The organism is Pseudoalteromonas sp. PSi26, from assembly GCF_054960575.1.
In genome coordinates, this window is the sequence record NZ_JBHNYT010000010.1 from 113,595 (window position 1) to 127,834 (window position 14,240).

The 14,240-nt window shown below is 39.0% G+C and carries 12 protein-coding genes; 5 read left to right on the forward strand and 7 right to left on the reverse strand.

The features are described from left to right. Positions 1–21 precede the first annotated feature (21 nt). Both ACFI34_RS12380 and ACFI34_RS12385 read left to right on the forward strand, forming a co-directional pair. Complete coding sequence (locus tag ACFI34_RS12380; RefSeq protein WP_462673716.1) at positions 22–408, forward strand: hypothetical protein; 387 nt, start codon at positions 22–24, stop codon at positions 406–408. A 69-nt stretch (positions 409–477) separates the two neighbouring features. After that, complete coding sequence (locus tag ACFI34_RS12385; protein WP_006794455.1) at positions 478–1,098, forward strand: FKBP-type peptidyl-prolyl cis-trans isomerase; 621 nt, start codon at positions 478–480, stop codon at positions 1,096–1,098. Between the two features lie 222 nt (positions 1,099–1,320). On the opposite strand, the gene ACFI34_RS12390 is transcribed toward ACFI34_RS12385, so the two are convergent. Together ACFI34_RS12390 and ACFI34_RS12395 are read right to left on the reverse strand one after the other, a co-directional pair. Further along, a complete protein-coding gene (locus ACFI34_RS12390; protein ID WP_462673717.1) occupies positions 1,321–3,699 on the reverse strand; it encodes a TonB-dependent receptor in 2,379 nt (792 codons plus the stop codon). Positions 3,700–3,839: 140 nt separating this feature from the next. Further along, on the reverse strand, positions 3,840–4,226 hold the full coding sequence (locus ACFI34_RS12395; protein ID WP_462673718.1) for a YkgJ family cysteine cluster protein: 387 nt from the start codon (positions 4,224–4,226) through the stop codon (positions 3,840–3,842). Between the two features lie 352 nt (positions 4,227–4,578). On the opposite strand from ACFI34_RS12395, the gene ACFI34_RS12400 reads away from it, so the two are divergent. Next, entirely contained in the window at positions 4,579–5,007 is a 429-nt protein-coding gene (locus ACFI34_RS12400; protein WP_058551899.1) for a tetratricopeptide repeat protein, read from the forward strand. Between the two features lie 69 nt (positions 5,008–5,076). Next, on the forward strand, positions 5,077–5,676 hold the full coding sequence (locus ACFI34_RS12405; protein ID WP_462673719.1) for a DUF1287 domain-containing protein: 600 nt from the start codon (positions 5,077–5,079) through the stop codon (positions 5,674–5,676). A 27-nt stretch (positions 5,677–5,703) separates the two neighbouring features. Here the strand turns inward: ACFI34_RS12405 and yfaE are convergent, their stop codons facing one another. From yfaE to ubiG, 5 genes are all read right to left on the reverse strand, one after another. After that, on the reverse strand, positions 5,704–5,976 hold the full coding sequence (gene yfaE / locus ACFI34_RS12410) for a class I ribonucleotide reductase maintenance protein YfaE (protein ID WP_462673720.1): 273 nt from the start codon (positions 5,974–5,976) through the stop codon (positions 5,704–5,706). Next, positions 5,976–7,106, reverse strand: a complete 1,131-nt coding sequence (gene nrdB, locus ACFI34_RS12415; RefSeq protein WP_462673721.1) for a class Ia ribonucleoside-diphosphate reductase subunit beta — start codon at positions 7,104–7,106, stop codon at positions 5,976–5,978. Before nrdB ends, yfaE begins: the two co-directional genes overlap by 1 nt. A 65-nt stretch (positions 7,107–7,171) precedes the next feature. Beyond that, positions 7,172–9,454 carry a class 1a ribonucleoside-diphosphate reductase subunit alpha gene (gene nrdA, locus ACFI34_RS12420; RefSeq protein ID WP_462673722.1) on the reverse strand — a complete coding sequence of 761 codons (2,283 nt, stop codon included), beginning with the start codon at positions 9,452–9,454 and terminating at the stop codon, positions 7,172–7,174. Positions 9,455–9,866: 412 nt separating this feature from the next. Further along, positions 9,867–10,547: an HAD-IA family hydrolase gene (locus ACFI34_RS12425; RefSeq protein WP_462673723.1), complete on the reverse strand. Its 681-nt coding sequence runs from the start codon at positions 10,545–10,547 to the stop codon at positions 9,867–9,869. Further along, the gene (ubiG, locus tag ACFI34_RS12430) at positions 10,547–11,257 is read right to left on the reverse strand and encodes a bifunctional 2-polyprenyl-6-hydroxyphenol methylase/3-demethylubiquinol 3-O-methyltransferase UbiG (protein WP_462673724.1); all 711 of its coding nucleotides are present in this window, start codon (positions 11,255–11,257) and stop codon (positions 10,547–10,549) included. The genes ACFI34_RS12425 and ubiG overlap by 1 nt, the downstream gene beginning before the upstream one ends. Before the next feature lie 177 nt (positions 11,258–11,434). Here ubiG and gyrA point away from each other — a divergent pair, with 177 nt between their 5' ends. After that, on the forward strand, positions 11,435–14,134 hold the full coding sequence (gene gyrA / locus ACFI34_RS12435; protein WP_462673725.1) for a DNA topoisomerase (ATP-hydrolyzing) subunit A: 2,700 nt from the start codon (positions 11,435–11,437) through the stop codon (positions 14,132–14,134). The last annotated feature ends 106 nt before the right edge of the window (positions 14,135–14,240 follow it).

Below are 14,240 nucleotides of genomic sequence, written 5' to 3' on the forward strand. Positions count from 1 at the left end.
TTGCTATCTGGGGTTTGATAAATGACAGACAAAGCAACTATTCCTATGAGTGCACAGCTTTTAAAACACATTCTTTTATGGACCGTGTTTGGTTACTGTTACCAAAGCGGCATGAGCGTACTAATTAAAATGGCAGCCGACGCACAACCAGAACACCCATTAATGACAGCGTTTGCATATGGTGTAGGTTTTAATATTTTAGTGGCCCACTTAATTACTAAGTACGATACAAAATGGCCCCTAGTTGCCTCAGTTTTTATTGGTGTAGTTGGATTAGTCGCTGTACCAATTATTATTGGCGGCACCGCTAGTTTATTAACTTTTTCATTGCTTGCCGGATTTTTATTCAGTTTGATACTTAGTTGCTTTATTGTTGGTCTGTTAAAGGTAAAACTCAATAAAAACTAGCACCAAACGTGCGTTATTTTGTGATAGCATACTCATGTCTTTTAACTAACAAAACGTGAAAAACACATTATGTCAGATAATTTTACTACAGATGCTGAAAAAGCAAGTTACGGTATTGGCTTACAAATGGGTGAGCAACTTAAGTCTAATCCTTTTGAAGGCTTAAACCTAAATTCAGTGTTTGAAGGCATGAAAGATGCGTACGCAGGTAGCGCTTTTCAAGTTGAGATCCCAGAGATCCAAGCTGCATTTGAAAAAGTTAACGAAGAGATTCAAGCTCGTCGTGAAGAAGAGTCAAAAGTACTTTCTGCTGAAGGTATTGCATTCTTAGAAGAAAACGCAAAACGTCCTGAAATCACAGTTACTGAGTCTGGTCTTCAATATGAAGTATTAGCAACAGGTGAAGGCGAAAAGCCAACTGCTGAGTCTACAGTACGTGTTGATTACCACGGTACATTAATTAATGGTACAGTATTTGATAGCTCTTACGAGCGCGGTCAACCAGCTGAATTCCCAGTAGGTGGCGTGATCAAAGGTTGGACTGAAGCTTTACAAATGATGCCAGTAGGCACTAAATGGCGTATTTACGTTCCTCATGAGCTTGCTTATGGTGAACGTGGTGCAGGTGCTGCAATTGCACCTTTCTCAACGCTTGTATTTGACGTTGAGCTACACGAAATCCTTTCTTAATAATCATTATTAAGTTATTTAAAAAACCGCGCTTATTAATAGCGCGGTTTTTTTGTGCCTATTAAAATTACCTTTAATTATTTTCAGGCAACACGAACAGTCACTTTTAACTCTAAACTTCAATTACAAAGCAACTCATATAAAAAAACCGCACTTAAAAATACGGTTTCAAAAGGGAGTTATTAATTAAACACTTTAACCTCGAAGCATAACTGTTAATGATTAAAAATAGCCGCGAACGCCCAAGCGAATATTTCTACCTGGAAGAGGGGCTTTATCTTTTATAAATGAGGTATGAACAAACCCTAGCTCATCAGTCAGGTTATCAACAATTATGTAAAATTGAGCATCAACAGCACCTAATCCTAATTGGTAGTTAGCTTGAGCATCAAATAAAGTATAACCATCTGTTTGGCTTTCAAACGCAGTGATATCACTTTGATCGAAGTAATGCGTACCAGTTAGGGTTAGTTGCAAGTTACCTAAATCATAATGTAACTCAGAGCCTAACTTATTTGCTGGTATACGCGGCAAGTTGCTTTCATCATTTTTAAGTTTAGCGCGGGTAGAGTCACCAAATACTTTAACCATTGTGTTTGGTGTAATTTGGTAGTGAGCATCGAACTCAAATCCATAGAGCTCTGCATCTTTACTTCTAAATTGGTAAACAGCTACTGCATCGTCGTGTGCACCAATAGCAGATTCTAAACCTTCTTCTTCATCGTAAACTAAGCCCGTATTTTCTTGGAAATAGAAATTTTTAATATCATTATAGAAAAAGTTTAAAGTGTAACCAAAATCTCCGCTAAAGCGTCTAAAGCTTAAATCAAGGTTAGTTGATTTTTCTTGTTTTATGTCCTCAGGTTCAAAATGCGCTTCGTTATCTTCGATGTGGTAACCTAAGCCAAGTTCGTAAGTACCTGTTGCAATGTGTAGGCCATTTGATAACAGCTCAGCAGAAAGCGGCGCACGCTCAGAGTGAGATAGGCTCAGTGCTAAACTTTGTCCTGGTGTATATTGCCAAATAGCCCCAGCAGATGCACTTACGTTTGTAAAGCTTTCACTGTAGGCAATTATCTCTTCTTCATGTTCTTCTTCAACTTCTTCATCATGATGATGCTCAGCTGAAGATATTTTACTTTCAATTTTGTAATCTTCAATACGAGCGCCAAACTCTAAAGTTACATCACCAAACACGCGTTCTTCTAACACATAAAGTGCATTTGAGGTTGTTATACTTGCTGGAGTAAATGCTTCATCACCAATTGCATCGTAGTCAGAATCGCTGTAATGATAGCCCAGCATACCATGCCAATCCGCGAATTTATGTTCTACGTTTAAACGCGCTTCGGTAGTTTCATTAGTGAACGTGGTGCCAATTTCACCATCTTCAATTTCACTGTGTGAATAGTCTGTATAACCAATACGAAGGTTGATTGTTTCTATCCAGTTATTGTGAAGCGCATAACTGACTAAGCCTTGCCAACGGTCTTGCTCTAGCTGTGCAAAAACAACTTCTTCGCCTTCTTCTTCATCCTCATGTTCTGCATGCTCTTCTTCAGTTTCACCTTCGTGATCATGCTCATGATGATGTTCATGTCCAGGTATTCCATAGTCAGTTTCTATACTACCGTAAGAAAATCCGACGGTAAGGTGCTCGCCAACGTAGCTAGTACCAAAATTTAGTGTTTCGCTATCGATAAACGTGTTTTCTACTGAGTTTTCAGCTTCTGCGTCGCCATCTTCGTCAGTTACTGTAAATGTAGGCGTTTCATAGTCATCGCCACTGCGTTTAGTCCCATCAAAATGAAAGTTAAATCCGTCATTTCCTGTTTCTAGTTTTGCGGCCACGGTATTTGAGTTAGAAACCGTGTCATGGCTGTACTCAGCGGCGCCGGTTAAATCATCTAAATTACTCGTTGGAATACGGTTATCAACCACATTTACCACACCACCAATTGCACCTGATCCATACAAAAGTGTACTTGGTCCACGAAGTACTTCAATTTGTTCAGCTGCTAAGCTATCGCTTGAGGTTGCATGGTCTGGTCCAATGCGCGATGCATCACTAGCATCTAATCCGTTTTGGGTGATTTTAACGCGAGGACCATCTAAACCTCGAATAATAGGGCTTGAGGATACAGGGCCAAAGTAGCTTGCATTAACGCCAGGTAAACCCTTTAGTGTTTCGCCAAGTGTTGGTTTAGATTTATTTCTTAACTCATCACCCGATAGAACGCTTACCGGTGAAATCATTTCTAGGCTGCTTTTGTGTAGCGCAGATGCATAAACCACAACGGTTTCAACCGAGGTTGGTAAAAGTGAAACCGTGACATTATTTGACGATTCAGTCACCGTTATTCTTGAATCTATATAATTTTCTTTACTGATATGAAGCTGGCTGTTAGCGTCAATTTCAATTGAGAATTCGCCAAGCTCATTACTTTTTATAGTTTGATTTTTTCCATGAACATGAATGGAAGCGTTTTCAATAGGTTGATTTTTATCGTTTAATACCTTACCTGTTATTGAAGCAGCTAGGGCGGATTGGGTACATAAAACCGATAAAATGGCAGAAGAAATTAATGTTAACTTTGTCATTGGTAAATTAATTGGTGATTACATGTTGTGATATAATATAACAGTTCATAATTTGCGAATCAACAATGTTATACTATAACTTTTGTATTTGCGTTTAATCAACTAAAAATGATGATAAATTACTCAGCCTAGTTGGTATTTTATCTGCTATCTATCATTAGTACATCAAGCTTGTATTGTGCTCGTGTTTGGTTTTTTAAGTCAGTAGGCTCTAGCATTTCACATTCGTCACGTAGCATTTCGGCTATTAGGCTAGGGTATTGGCGGCAATCTTCAGGTCGGTCTAGGTAAATATTACATATGAATTTATCGCGAGCACCTTCATCTTTTTTAAGTTCGATTGCTAAAAAAGGGCAGTTATTTAATTTATCACCTGTGTTCGGATCAAACCAAATTTTATTGTTTTGTACATATTGATAAATCTCGGGATTAAAGAGCGCCCACATTTCAATTTCTTCTGATGATACGTCGAGGTCAGCACCACCATATTTGGTGCAGCATTTGCCACACTGGTTACACTCTTTCATGATTTATTCATCTTTATATAATTTTACAATTATTAGTTTAACAGCTCGTGTTAAATTGTTTTAAATTATTATTTTTATTAATTTAACCATTTAATACTTATGGATGAGCAGTCGATAAATTTAATTCATGTGGTGTGCTTTAAAAATAAAAGTAATTAAGGTTATTTAAAAAGTGTGAATTTTTGTGACAGGGTAGAATTTTATAAACCACTTATACTTTAGTTATTATTTAGCATTTAAATTGTTTGCTGCACACTTTAATGTTGTATGATCGTCCTAAAGGCATATTTAATTAGCCATTTAAATCTATATTTTGCTATTTAAAGCATAAATACATTGAGGGTGATACGTAATGATGAATACAAAAGTATACAAAGCGGTACACGATTTGGCTGAAGAGTTAATGAATGCAGCAAATAAGAATGATCGTAAACGCTTTGAGTTACTTTTTTCTAAACTTAAAGCGATTTGTGAAGAAAACGAAAATACCTCTAAAGATCACCCTGTTCAGTGGGAAACACTTGCTGATTTTACAGAAGAGTTAGAAGAAGCTATTACCACCTATGAAAAGGCGTTAGCAAAATCCATTGCTATTAATAATAAAGACCATATGTCGTCGGTTGCATTTTCTATGGCAACATTACAATTAGAACTTGGTCAAAAAGAAGAGGCTATAAAAAATCTTCAAAGTGCAAAAGTTAGTGCAAATAAAATTGAAGACAAAGAACTTAAAGCCGAAATACATGACCTGTTAGAATCACTGGTTGAAGAAGAAGGCTAATTAAAAGCGCAATTTAATTTTTGCATATAGAATTAATGGCCATGAAGGTAGCGTTTTAAAAGGGTGATTATGTTTAAATACAGTTTATATTTATTTACGTTTTTACCTTTTTGTTCGTTTGCTAACTCTTTCAATCAGCAAATAACCGCAGCGCTGATTGAAAGGACCACACATAATATTACGTATGACGGCAGTTATCATTCAATAAAATACCCCGGTGGTGATGTACCAAGTAATATTGGTGTGTGTACCGATGTTATTATTCGCGCTTACCGTCAATTGGGTGTTGATTTACAACAAAGAGTACATGAAGATATGCGAGCAAATTTTGCTAGATATCCATCTCAGCGAATTTGGGGTCTAAAAAAGCCGGATAAAAATATTGACCACCGGCGTGTACCAAACCTTCAAGTATTTTTTAAGCATAATGGCACAGAATTGGCCATTTCTAGCAACTCACGTGATTATAAAGTTGGCGATATAGTTACTTGGATGTTACCCGGTAACTTACCCCATATAGGCATGGTTGTTACGGAAGCTTTAAACAGTGCCGAGAATGTTCAAATTGTACATAATATAGGACGAGGACCAGAAGTAAGCGAAATGCTATTTGATTATAAGATTACTGGTCATTATCGTTTTACTAATAAACATTATAATGCCCAGTAAAGACGGGGGCTGCTATAAAGCTATTAATTATTTTAGATTAATACTTATATTGCCGTTTGGCTTGCTACAGCATAAAAGTATTTCACCATCACGAACAAATGCGAGTGGTTCTTCATTATATTGAACATTGCCAGACACTAAGGTTGCTCGGCAAGCACCGCAGTAGCCTTCACGACATTGATAAGCAACGTCTATATTTTGAGATTCTAAGCAGTGTAAAAGAGAAGGGCAGCCAGGGCTATATTCAATGCGCTGGCTGTTTTCTGCAAGTGTAACACTTGCAGTCGTTTCGTTATTCATTATAAGTCAAAATCACCAAATTCAGCAGCATCAACTTGTGAATCTATTTGACCTACAAGGTATGAACTAATTTCTGCTTCTTGTGGCGCAACCTGAACATTATCAGACACTAACCATGAGTTGATCCAAGGAATAGGGTTGCTGTTGTTTTCAAATTGAGCCGGTAAGCCAATAGCAGTCATACGTGCGTTAGTAATATATTCAACATACTGACATAAAATATGCTTGTTTAAGCCAATCATAGAGCCATCTTTGAATAGGTACTCTGCCCATTCTTTCTCTTGCTCGGCAGCTTGTACAAACATTTTAATTGCTTCATCGCGACATTGAGCGGCAACGATTGCCATTTCTGGATCGTCTTTGCCGTCTTGCATGATATTTAAAATATGCTGTGTACCTGAAAGATGAAGTGCTTCGTCACGTGCAATTAGTTTAATTATCTTAGCGTTACCTTCCATCAGTTCACGTTCAGCAAATGCAAATGAACAAGCAAAGCTGACATAAAAACGAATTGCTTCAAGAATATTTACCGACATCATAGCGAGGTAAAGTTTCTTTTTCAGCTCGAATAAGTTTACAACAACTGTCTTACCGTTGATTTCATGCTTACCTTCACCGTAAAGGTTGTAAAGTGAAACAGAGTTAATTAAGTCATCGTAGTAAGATGTTACTGCATCAGCGCGCTCGCTAATTTTATCGTTGCTAACGATGTCATCAAAAATAATCTCTGGTGATTGTGTTACGTTACGAATAATGTGGGTGTATGAACGGCTGTGAATGGTTTCACTAAATGCCCACGTTTCTATCCAGGTTTCAAGTTCTGGGATAGACACGATAGGTAGTAGCGCAACGTTAGGAGAGCGGCCTTGTACACTATCAAGCAATGTTTGATATTTTAAGTTACTTAAAAATATGTGCTTTTCATGCTCTGGTAGCGCTTGAAAATCTAAACGGTCTTTACTCACATCTACTTCTTCTGGTCGCCAAAAGAAAGACAGTTGCTTTTCAATTAACTTTTCAAAAATAGGATATTTTTGTTGATCGTAACGCGATACGTTAACGGTCTGGCCAAAAAACATTGGCTCTTGCATTTGGTTATTATGATTACGACTAAAAGTAGTATAAGACATGATTATCACTCAAAAAACTATCAGAACAAAGCGGGCTGCATGCCCGCTTAAGATAAAATTAACGACTATATTTTACACGCGCCGCCTGCACAATCGTCATCTTCCACTTCTGGAGTGTCGTCCTGTGCATCAGATGCGCCATCACGGGTATTATGGTAATACAACGTTTTGACCCCCAATTTGTAGGCACTAAGTAAGTCTTTTAATAAGACTTTCATAGGTACTTTACCGCCTTCAAATTTATTTGGATCATAATTTGTGTTTGCAGAAATAGTTTGGTCAACAAATTTTTGCATGATACCGACAAGCTGTAAGTAACCATCATTAGAAGGTATGTCCCAAAGTAACTCATAGTTGTCTTTCAAACGTTCGTACTCAGGTACAACTTGTTTTAAAATACCATCTTTACTTGCTTTAACACTAATGTGACCGCGTGGCGGCTCGATACCATTTGTTGCGTTCGAGATTTGCGATGACGTTTCTGAAGGCATTAATGCGCTTAGTGTTGAGTTTCGCATACCGTGTTCTTGTATGCTTTTACGCAGTGAATCCCAATCAAGGTGCAGTGGCTCATCACAAATTTTATCTAAGTCTGTTTTATACGTATCTGTAGGCATAATACCTTGAGAATACGTTGTTTCATTAAACTTAGGACATGCACCACGTTCTTTTGCAAGTTCGTTTGACGCTTTCATCAAGTAGTATTGTATAGCTTCGAATGTTTTATGTGTTAGTGCATTTGCACTGCCGTCTGAATAACGCTTACCATTTTTAGCTAAGTAGTAGGCATAGTTGATTACGCCTATTCCTAACGTACGACGTCCCATCGTTGCGTTTTTGGCAGCTGGTACGGGGTAGTCTTGGAAGTCGAGTAAATTATCGAGTGCACGCACTGCTAGCTCCGCAAGCTCTTCTAGTTCATCTAGGGACTCAAGCGCACCTAGGTTGAAAGCAGACAGTGTACATAATGCAATTTCACCTTCTTCATCGTTAACGTTGTTAAGCGGTTTAGTCGGTAATGCAATTTCTAAACATAGGTTAGACTGACGAATTGGCGCTACTTTCGCTATAAACGGGCTGTGTGTATTACAGTGATCTACATTCTGTAAGTATATGCGGCCAGTACTTGCACGCTCTTGTGCAAACACAGAGAACAATTCAATGGCTTTAATACGCTTTTTACGAATAGACTCGTCTTGTTCGTATTTAACATATAACGCATCAAATTCGTCTTGATCTTCAAAAAACGCATCGTAAAGACCTGGTACGTCTGATGGACTAAATAACGTGATGTAATCGTCTTTAATCAAACGAGTATACATTAACTTATTAAACTGTACGCCGTAATCTAAGTGACGAACACGGTTGTCATCCACACCACGGTTATTTTTAAGAACTAAAAGGTTCTCTACTTCTAAATGCCATAGCGGGTAGAATAGGGTTGCTGCGCCGCCGCGAACACCACCTTGCGAACAACTCTTAACAGCTGTTTGAAAGTGCTTGTAAAAAGGGATACAACCTGTGTGGTATGCTTCGCCATTACGGATATGGCTTCCTAATGCACGGATACGACCAGCATTAATACCGATACCAGCACGCTGAGAAACATATTTTACAATAGCTGACGATGTAGCATTGATTGAATCAAGGCTGTCGCCACACTCAATAAGTACGCAAGAGCTAAATTGACGAGTAGGTGTACGTACACCAGCCATGATTGGCGTAGGCAATGAAATCTTAAATAACGATACCGCGTCGTAAAAACGTTTTATGTATGAAACTCGTGTTTCTCGTGGGTAATCTGCAAATAAGCTTGCAGCCACTAAAATATATAAAAACTGTGCGCTTTCATAAATCTCACCCGATACACGGTTTTGAACTAGGTATTTACCTTCTAATTGCTTAACTGCAGCGTAACTAAAATTAAGATCGCGTGAGTGGTCAAGGTATTCGTCTAATTCGTCAAATTCTTGCTCTGTATAATCAGCAAGTAAGTGAGCATCGTAACGTTTATCACTCACCATTTTTGTCACGTGATCAAATAAACGCGGAGGCTCGAATTGACCGTATGCTTTTTTACGTAAGTGGAATACAGCTAAACGTGCAGCAAGGTACTGGTAATCAGGTGATTCTTTAGAAATCTGATCGGCAGCCGCTTTGATAATCGTTTCGTGAATATCTTTTGTACGAATCCCATCATAAAATTGAATATGTGACTTTAATTCAACCTGTGAAACCGAAACGTTATTTAAACCTTCGGCGGCCCATTCTATAACGCGATGGATCTTATCAAGATCAAGAGGCTCTTTGCGCCCATCACGTTTGCTTACAGATAACTGTTGGTTCATAGCTTTGCCTGTATTCCTTGGGGATAATGTATTTTTGACCAATGTTGTACGTCTCAAAAAGAGAAGTAGTGCTCATTTTTTATAAGTTTTACCCAATGAGGTAAATTTAATTGAATAACATTTGGCCACAATATCTGGTGTTGTTCAATTTAGAGATCACAAGATAGTGTGGTCTGAGTTGATTTGCAAGGGGCACAATTGCCCCTATTTGTGGATAACGTTGGGATAACGTATTTGTGTTAGTAGGCATTAACCTTTGATCATTCATTGAAGTTGAAATTTTTAAAAATCAACTCAGGATCGACTAAATTTACACATTTTGAAAATAAATTTCGGCTGCTTTTTTTATCATCAAGCTTTGCGTAAAAACTAACACGATCACAATATATAGTGTTTATATCTAGAATGGGCACTATATATGGTTAAATGCGTCAATAGGGCTACGCCAGTTAAAATCAGCTTTCCAAGTAAGTGCTTCTGCTTCGCTTGGAATGTACCCCCACAAAGCAGTAGCTGTAGGCATACCTGCTGCTCTACCTGCTTGAATGTCTCGCTCGGCATCACCTATGTATAAACAGCGATCTGGTATTACGTCCATTAGTTTTGCGCAATGAAGTAAAGGTAGAGGAGAGGGTTTGGCTTCTTCAAGCGTATCACCGCTAATAACAACTGCCGCATTTTTTAAAGCGGGGATCGCAGCGACAAGCGGCTCAGTTAAAAAGCCGGGCTTGTTTGTCATGATCCCCCATTTGATCTTTTTGTGATCGAGTGAGATCAGTAGTGGTTCAATACCGGAAAAGCATTGGGTGTATTTCGCAATGTTTTGGGCATAGCTATCGACCAATTGCTTTATCAACGGTGCTTGTGCAAGAGAGGGCCACAACTCTTTAAAACCTGCTCCCAGTAAAGCTGCCACACCATTAGAAGCCGCTGGGCGATATATTTCGCTCGTCACTTCGGCAATTTGATTTGCTCGTAGTACACTATTAAGTGCAGCGCCTAAATCGTCAGCTGTGTCGAGTAAGGTGCCATCTAAATCAAATAAAAACGCATCATATTGATAAAGTTCTAATGATGAACCTGCGCTCTTCATTACACCAACTTCTCAAAATGAAGGATATAATTAACACTAACATCATTATTAAGTGTGTATTGTTTAGAGAAGGGGTTATACGAAAATCCTGAGCTTGCACGTACTTTTAAGCCCGCTTGCTCGGCCCACGTAATTAGCTGCGCCGGTTTAATAAACTTTTTATGATCGTGAGTTCCCTCTGGAACCATTTTTAATAGTTTTTCAGCACCTACAATGGCAAACAAGTAGGCTTTCGGTGTTTTATTGAGGGTAGAGAAAAAAACATCAGCGCCAGGTTTTGCAAGTTTGGCAACGGCATGAATAATCGAAGCAGGGTCCGGAACGTGTTCAAGCATTTCCATACAGGTAACAACGTCAAATCGTTCGGGGTGTTCTACAGCAAACTGTTCTGCGGGTATTTTTATATATTCTACATTAACACCCGTTTCTAGGCTGTGTAATTTAGCAACAGTCAAGGGCTCTTGCCCCATATCAATACCTGTTACCTTTGCCCCCATGCGTGCCATGCTCTGGCTTAAAATACCCCCACCACAGCCAACATCGAGTGTTTCTTTATCAAATAAACCTTGCGTTTTATTTGCAATAAAATCTAGGCGTAACGGATTAATTTCGTGAAGAGGTTTAAACTCACCCTCTAAATCCCACCAACGCTCTGCGATGGCTTCAAACTTTGCTATTTCTGCGTGATCTACATTTTGATGTTCGGTCATAAAATACTTCCTCGTCAATCTGAGGCCATTATATAGGCCTAAATTGATAAATCGCAAAGTTTTGCGCCTGTAAATTAAAATTAATTGTGATAGCATGTCCGTTAGTAATAATAACAATACTCTTTAAAACCTAATACCGGGTTATTAAGAGCTGCTACTGAAGGAATGTGATATCAAATGACTGATCTCGCCAATGAAATTCTGCCAGTCAATATTGAAGACGAGTTAAAAAACTCCTACTTAGATTACGCAATGAGTGTAATTGTAGGACGTGCATTACCAGACGTACGTGATGGCTTAAAGCCAGTTCACCGCCGCGTTTTGTTTGCAATGAACGAGCTTAGTAATGATTGGAACAAGCCTTACAAAAAATCGGCACGTGTTGTCGGTGACGTAATCGGTAAATACCACCCACACGGCGATAGCGCAGTTTATGACACGATAGTTCGTATGGCACAGCCATTCTCACTTCGTTATATGCTTGTAGACGGCCAGGGTAACTTTGGTTCTGTTGATGGTGATTCAGCTGCAGCAATGCGTTATACCGAAGTACGTATGGCCAAGATGTCACACGAGTTATTAGCCGATCTTGAAAAAGAAACCGTTGATTTCGTTCCTAACTATGATGGCACAGAACAAATTCCTGATGTTTTACCAACTAAGGTACCTAACTTACTTGTAAATGGTTCTTCTGGTATTGCCGTAGGTATGGCAACAAACATCCCACCACATAACTTAACTGAAGTTATCAATGGTTGTTTAGCATTAATTGTTAATCCAGATTTAACCATAACTGAGTTAATGGATTACATTCCTGGCCCAGATTTCCCTACAGCCGCAATCATAAACGGTAAAAAAGGGATTGAACAAGCGTATCAAACGGGTCGTGGTAAAGTGTACATGCGTGCACGTGCCGAAATTGAAACGGATGAGAAAACAGGTCGTGAAACAATTATTGTTCATGAAATCCCTTATCAAGTTAACAAAGCTCGTTTGATTGAAAAAATAGCGGAGCTTGTTAAAGATAAAAAAATTGAAGGCATTAGTGCACTACGTGATGAATCAGATAAAGACGGTATGCGTATCGTTATTGAGATTAAACGTGGTGACGTAGGTGAAGTGATTCTAAACAACCTATATGCACAAACACAGTTACAAACAGTGTTTGGCATGAACATGGTTGCGCTAATTAATAATCAACCTAAGTGTTTTAATTTAAAAGAAATGCTTGAAGAGTTCATTATTCACCGCCGTGAAGTAGTAACTCGTCGTACAGTATTTGATTTACGTAAAGCGCGTGACCGTGCTCATATGCTAGAAGGTCTAGCAATTGCACTTGCCAATATTGACCCAATTATTGAACTTATTCGTAAGTCTCCTACACCGGCAGAAGCTAAAATAGCGTTAACTGCTCGCTCGTGGGAACTCGGTAATGTAAAAGCTATGCTTGAAAAAGCAGGTGAAGCAAACGTTGCTCGCCCAGATTGGTTAGCTGATGATTTAGGTATACGCGACGGCCAGTACTTCATTTCTGAGCAACAAGCTCAAGCGATTCTTGACTTGCGATTACACAAGCTAACAGGCCTTGAACACGAAAAAATCTTAAGTGAATACCAAACACTGCTTGATTTAATTGCTGAGCTGTTACACATATTGGCAAGTCCAGAGCGCTTAATGGAAGTAATTCGTGATGAATTAGTTGAAATTAAGGCGCAATACGGTGATGAGCGCCGCACTGAAATCAATGCAGCTGCGCACGACATCAGCCTTGAAGACCTCATTACTGAGGAAAATGTTGTAGTGACACTTTCTCACGAAGGCTATGTTAAGTATCAGGCATTGTCTGATTACGAAGCGCAACGTCGTGGCGGTAAGGGTAAGTCTGCAACGAAGATGAAAGACGAAGATTTCATCGAGCGTTTATTAGTTGCAAATACGCACGATACTATTTTGTGTTTCTCTACAGCTGGTCGCTTATATTGGTTAAAAGTGTATCAATTACCACTTGCAAGCCGTGCAGCCCGCGGTAAGCCAATTGTAAACTTGCTACCGTTAGAAGCTGACGAACGCATTACCGCTATATTGCCAGTACGTGAGTACGAAGAAGATAAGTACATCTTTATGGCAACTGCTTTTGGTACTGTTAAGAAAACACCATTAACAGCCTACAGCCGTCAACGTGCTAGCGGTATTATTGCCGTTAACCTAAACGAGGGTGATAGCTTAATTGGTGTTGATATTACTGATGGTACCAACGAAATAATGTTGTTTACCGATGCGGGTAAGGTTGTTCGCTTTAAAGAAGCTGAAGAGTCTGCTGTTGTTGACGAAAATGGAAACCCAGTATTAGACGAAGAAGGTAACCCAGAGATTCGTTTCAAGGGTGTTCGTCCAATGGGCAGAACGGCAACCGGTGTACGCGGTATTAAAATGACCGACGAGCAACGTGTTGTATCGCTCATCGTGCCAAAAACTGATGGCGCAATATTGACTGTAACTGAAAATGGTTATGGTAAACGAACTCAGCTTGAAGATTACCCATCTAAGAGTCGTGCGACACAAGGTGTTGTATCAATTAAGGTGAGTGAGCGTAATGGTGCTGTAGTAGGTGCTGTTCAAGTTGATGACAACGACGAAATAATGCTTATTTCAAATCGCGGAACGTTAGTGCGTACTCGTGTGAACGAAGTTTCAACGGTTGGTCGTAACACACAAGGTGTTATTTTGATCAGAACTATTGACGAAGAGCAAGTAGTTGGTTTACAACGTATAGAAGAAATTGAAGTTACAGAAAGTGACTTAATCAATACTGAAGACGTTGAAACAGTTGATACAGTTATAGATGAAGTCGTGGATGATAATCCTCCTTCAGAATAATTGAGATTGAAAAAGCGGCCTTGGCCGCTTTTTTTAATGTTGTTGAAAAAAATTAATACAGCGTGGATTTAATATTTTCATGTTGAGTGTATAAATTACTGGAATG

Bases quoted from the DNA above. Each gene is read 5' to 3' on its own strand.
- nrdB (WP_462673721.1), bottom strand. From the start codon at position 7,106: ATGTCTTATACTACTTTTAGTCGTAATCATAATAACCAAATGCAAGAG.
- ACFI34_RS12400 (WP_058551899.1), top strand. From the start codon at position 4,579: ATGATGAATACAAAAGTATACAAAGCGGTACACGATTTGGCTGAAGAG.
- ACFI34_RS12395 (WP_462673718.1), bottom strand. From the start codon at position 4,226: ATGAAAGAGTGTAACCAGTGTGGCAAATGCTGCACCAAATATGGTGGT.
- ACFI34_RS12380 (WP_462673716.1), top strand. From the start codon at position 22: ATGACAGACAAAGCAACTATTCCTATGAGTGCACAGCTTTTAAAACAC.
- nrdA (WP_462673722.1), bottom strand. From the start codon at position 9,454: ATGAACCAACAGTTATCTGTAAGCAAACGTGATGGGCGCAAAGAGCCT.
- ubiG (WP_462673724.1), bottom strand. From the start codon at position 11,257: ATGACCGAACATCAAAATGTAGATCACGCAGAAATAGCAAAGTTTGAA.
- ACFI34_RS12425 (WP_462673723.1), bottom strand. From the start codon at position 10,547: ATGAAGAGCGCAGGTTCATCATTAGAACTTTATCAATATGATGCGTTT.
- ACFI34_RS12385 (WP_006794455.1), top strand. From the start codon at position 478: ATGTCAGATAATTTTACTACAGATGCTGAAAAAGCAAGTTACGGTATT.
- ACFI34_RS12405 (WP_462673719.1), top strand. From the start codon at position 5,077: ATGTTTAAATACAGTTTATATTTATTTACGTTTTTACCTTTTTGTTCG.
- gyrA (WP_462673725.1), top strand. From the start codon at position 11,435: ATGACTGATCTCGCCAATGAAATTCTGCCAGTCAATATTGAAGACGAG.
- ACFI34_RS12390 (WP_462673717.1), bottom strand. From the start codon at position 3,699: ATGACAAAGTTAACATTAATTTCTTCTGCCATTTTATCGGTTTTATGT.
- yfaE (WP_462673720.1), bottom strand. From the start codon at position 5,976: ATGAATAACGAAACGACTGCAAGTGTTACACTTGCAGAAAACAGCCAG.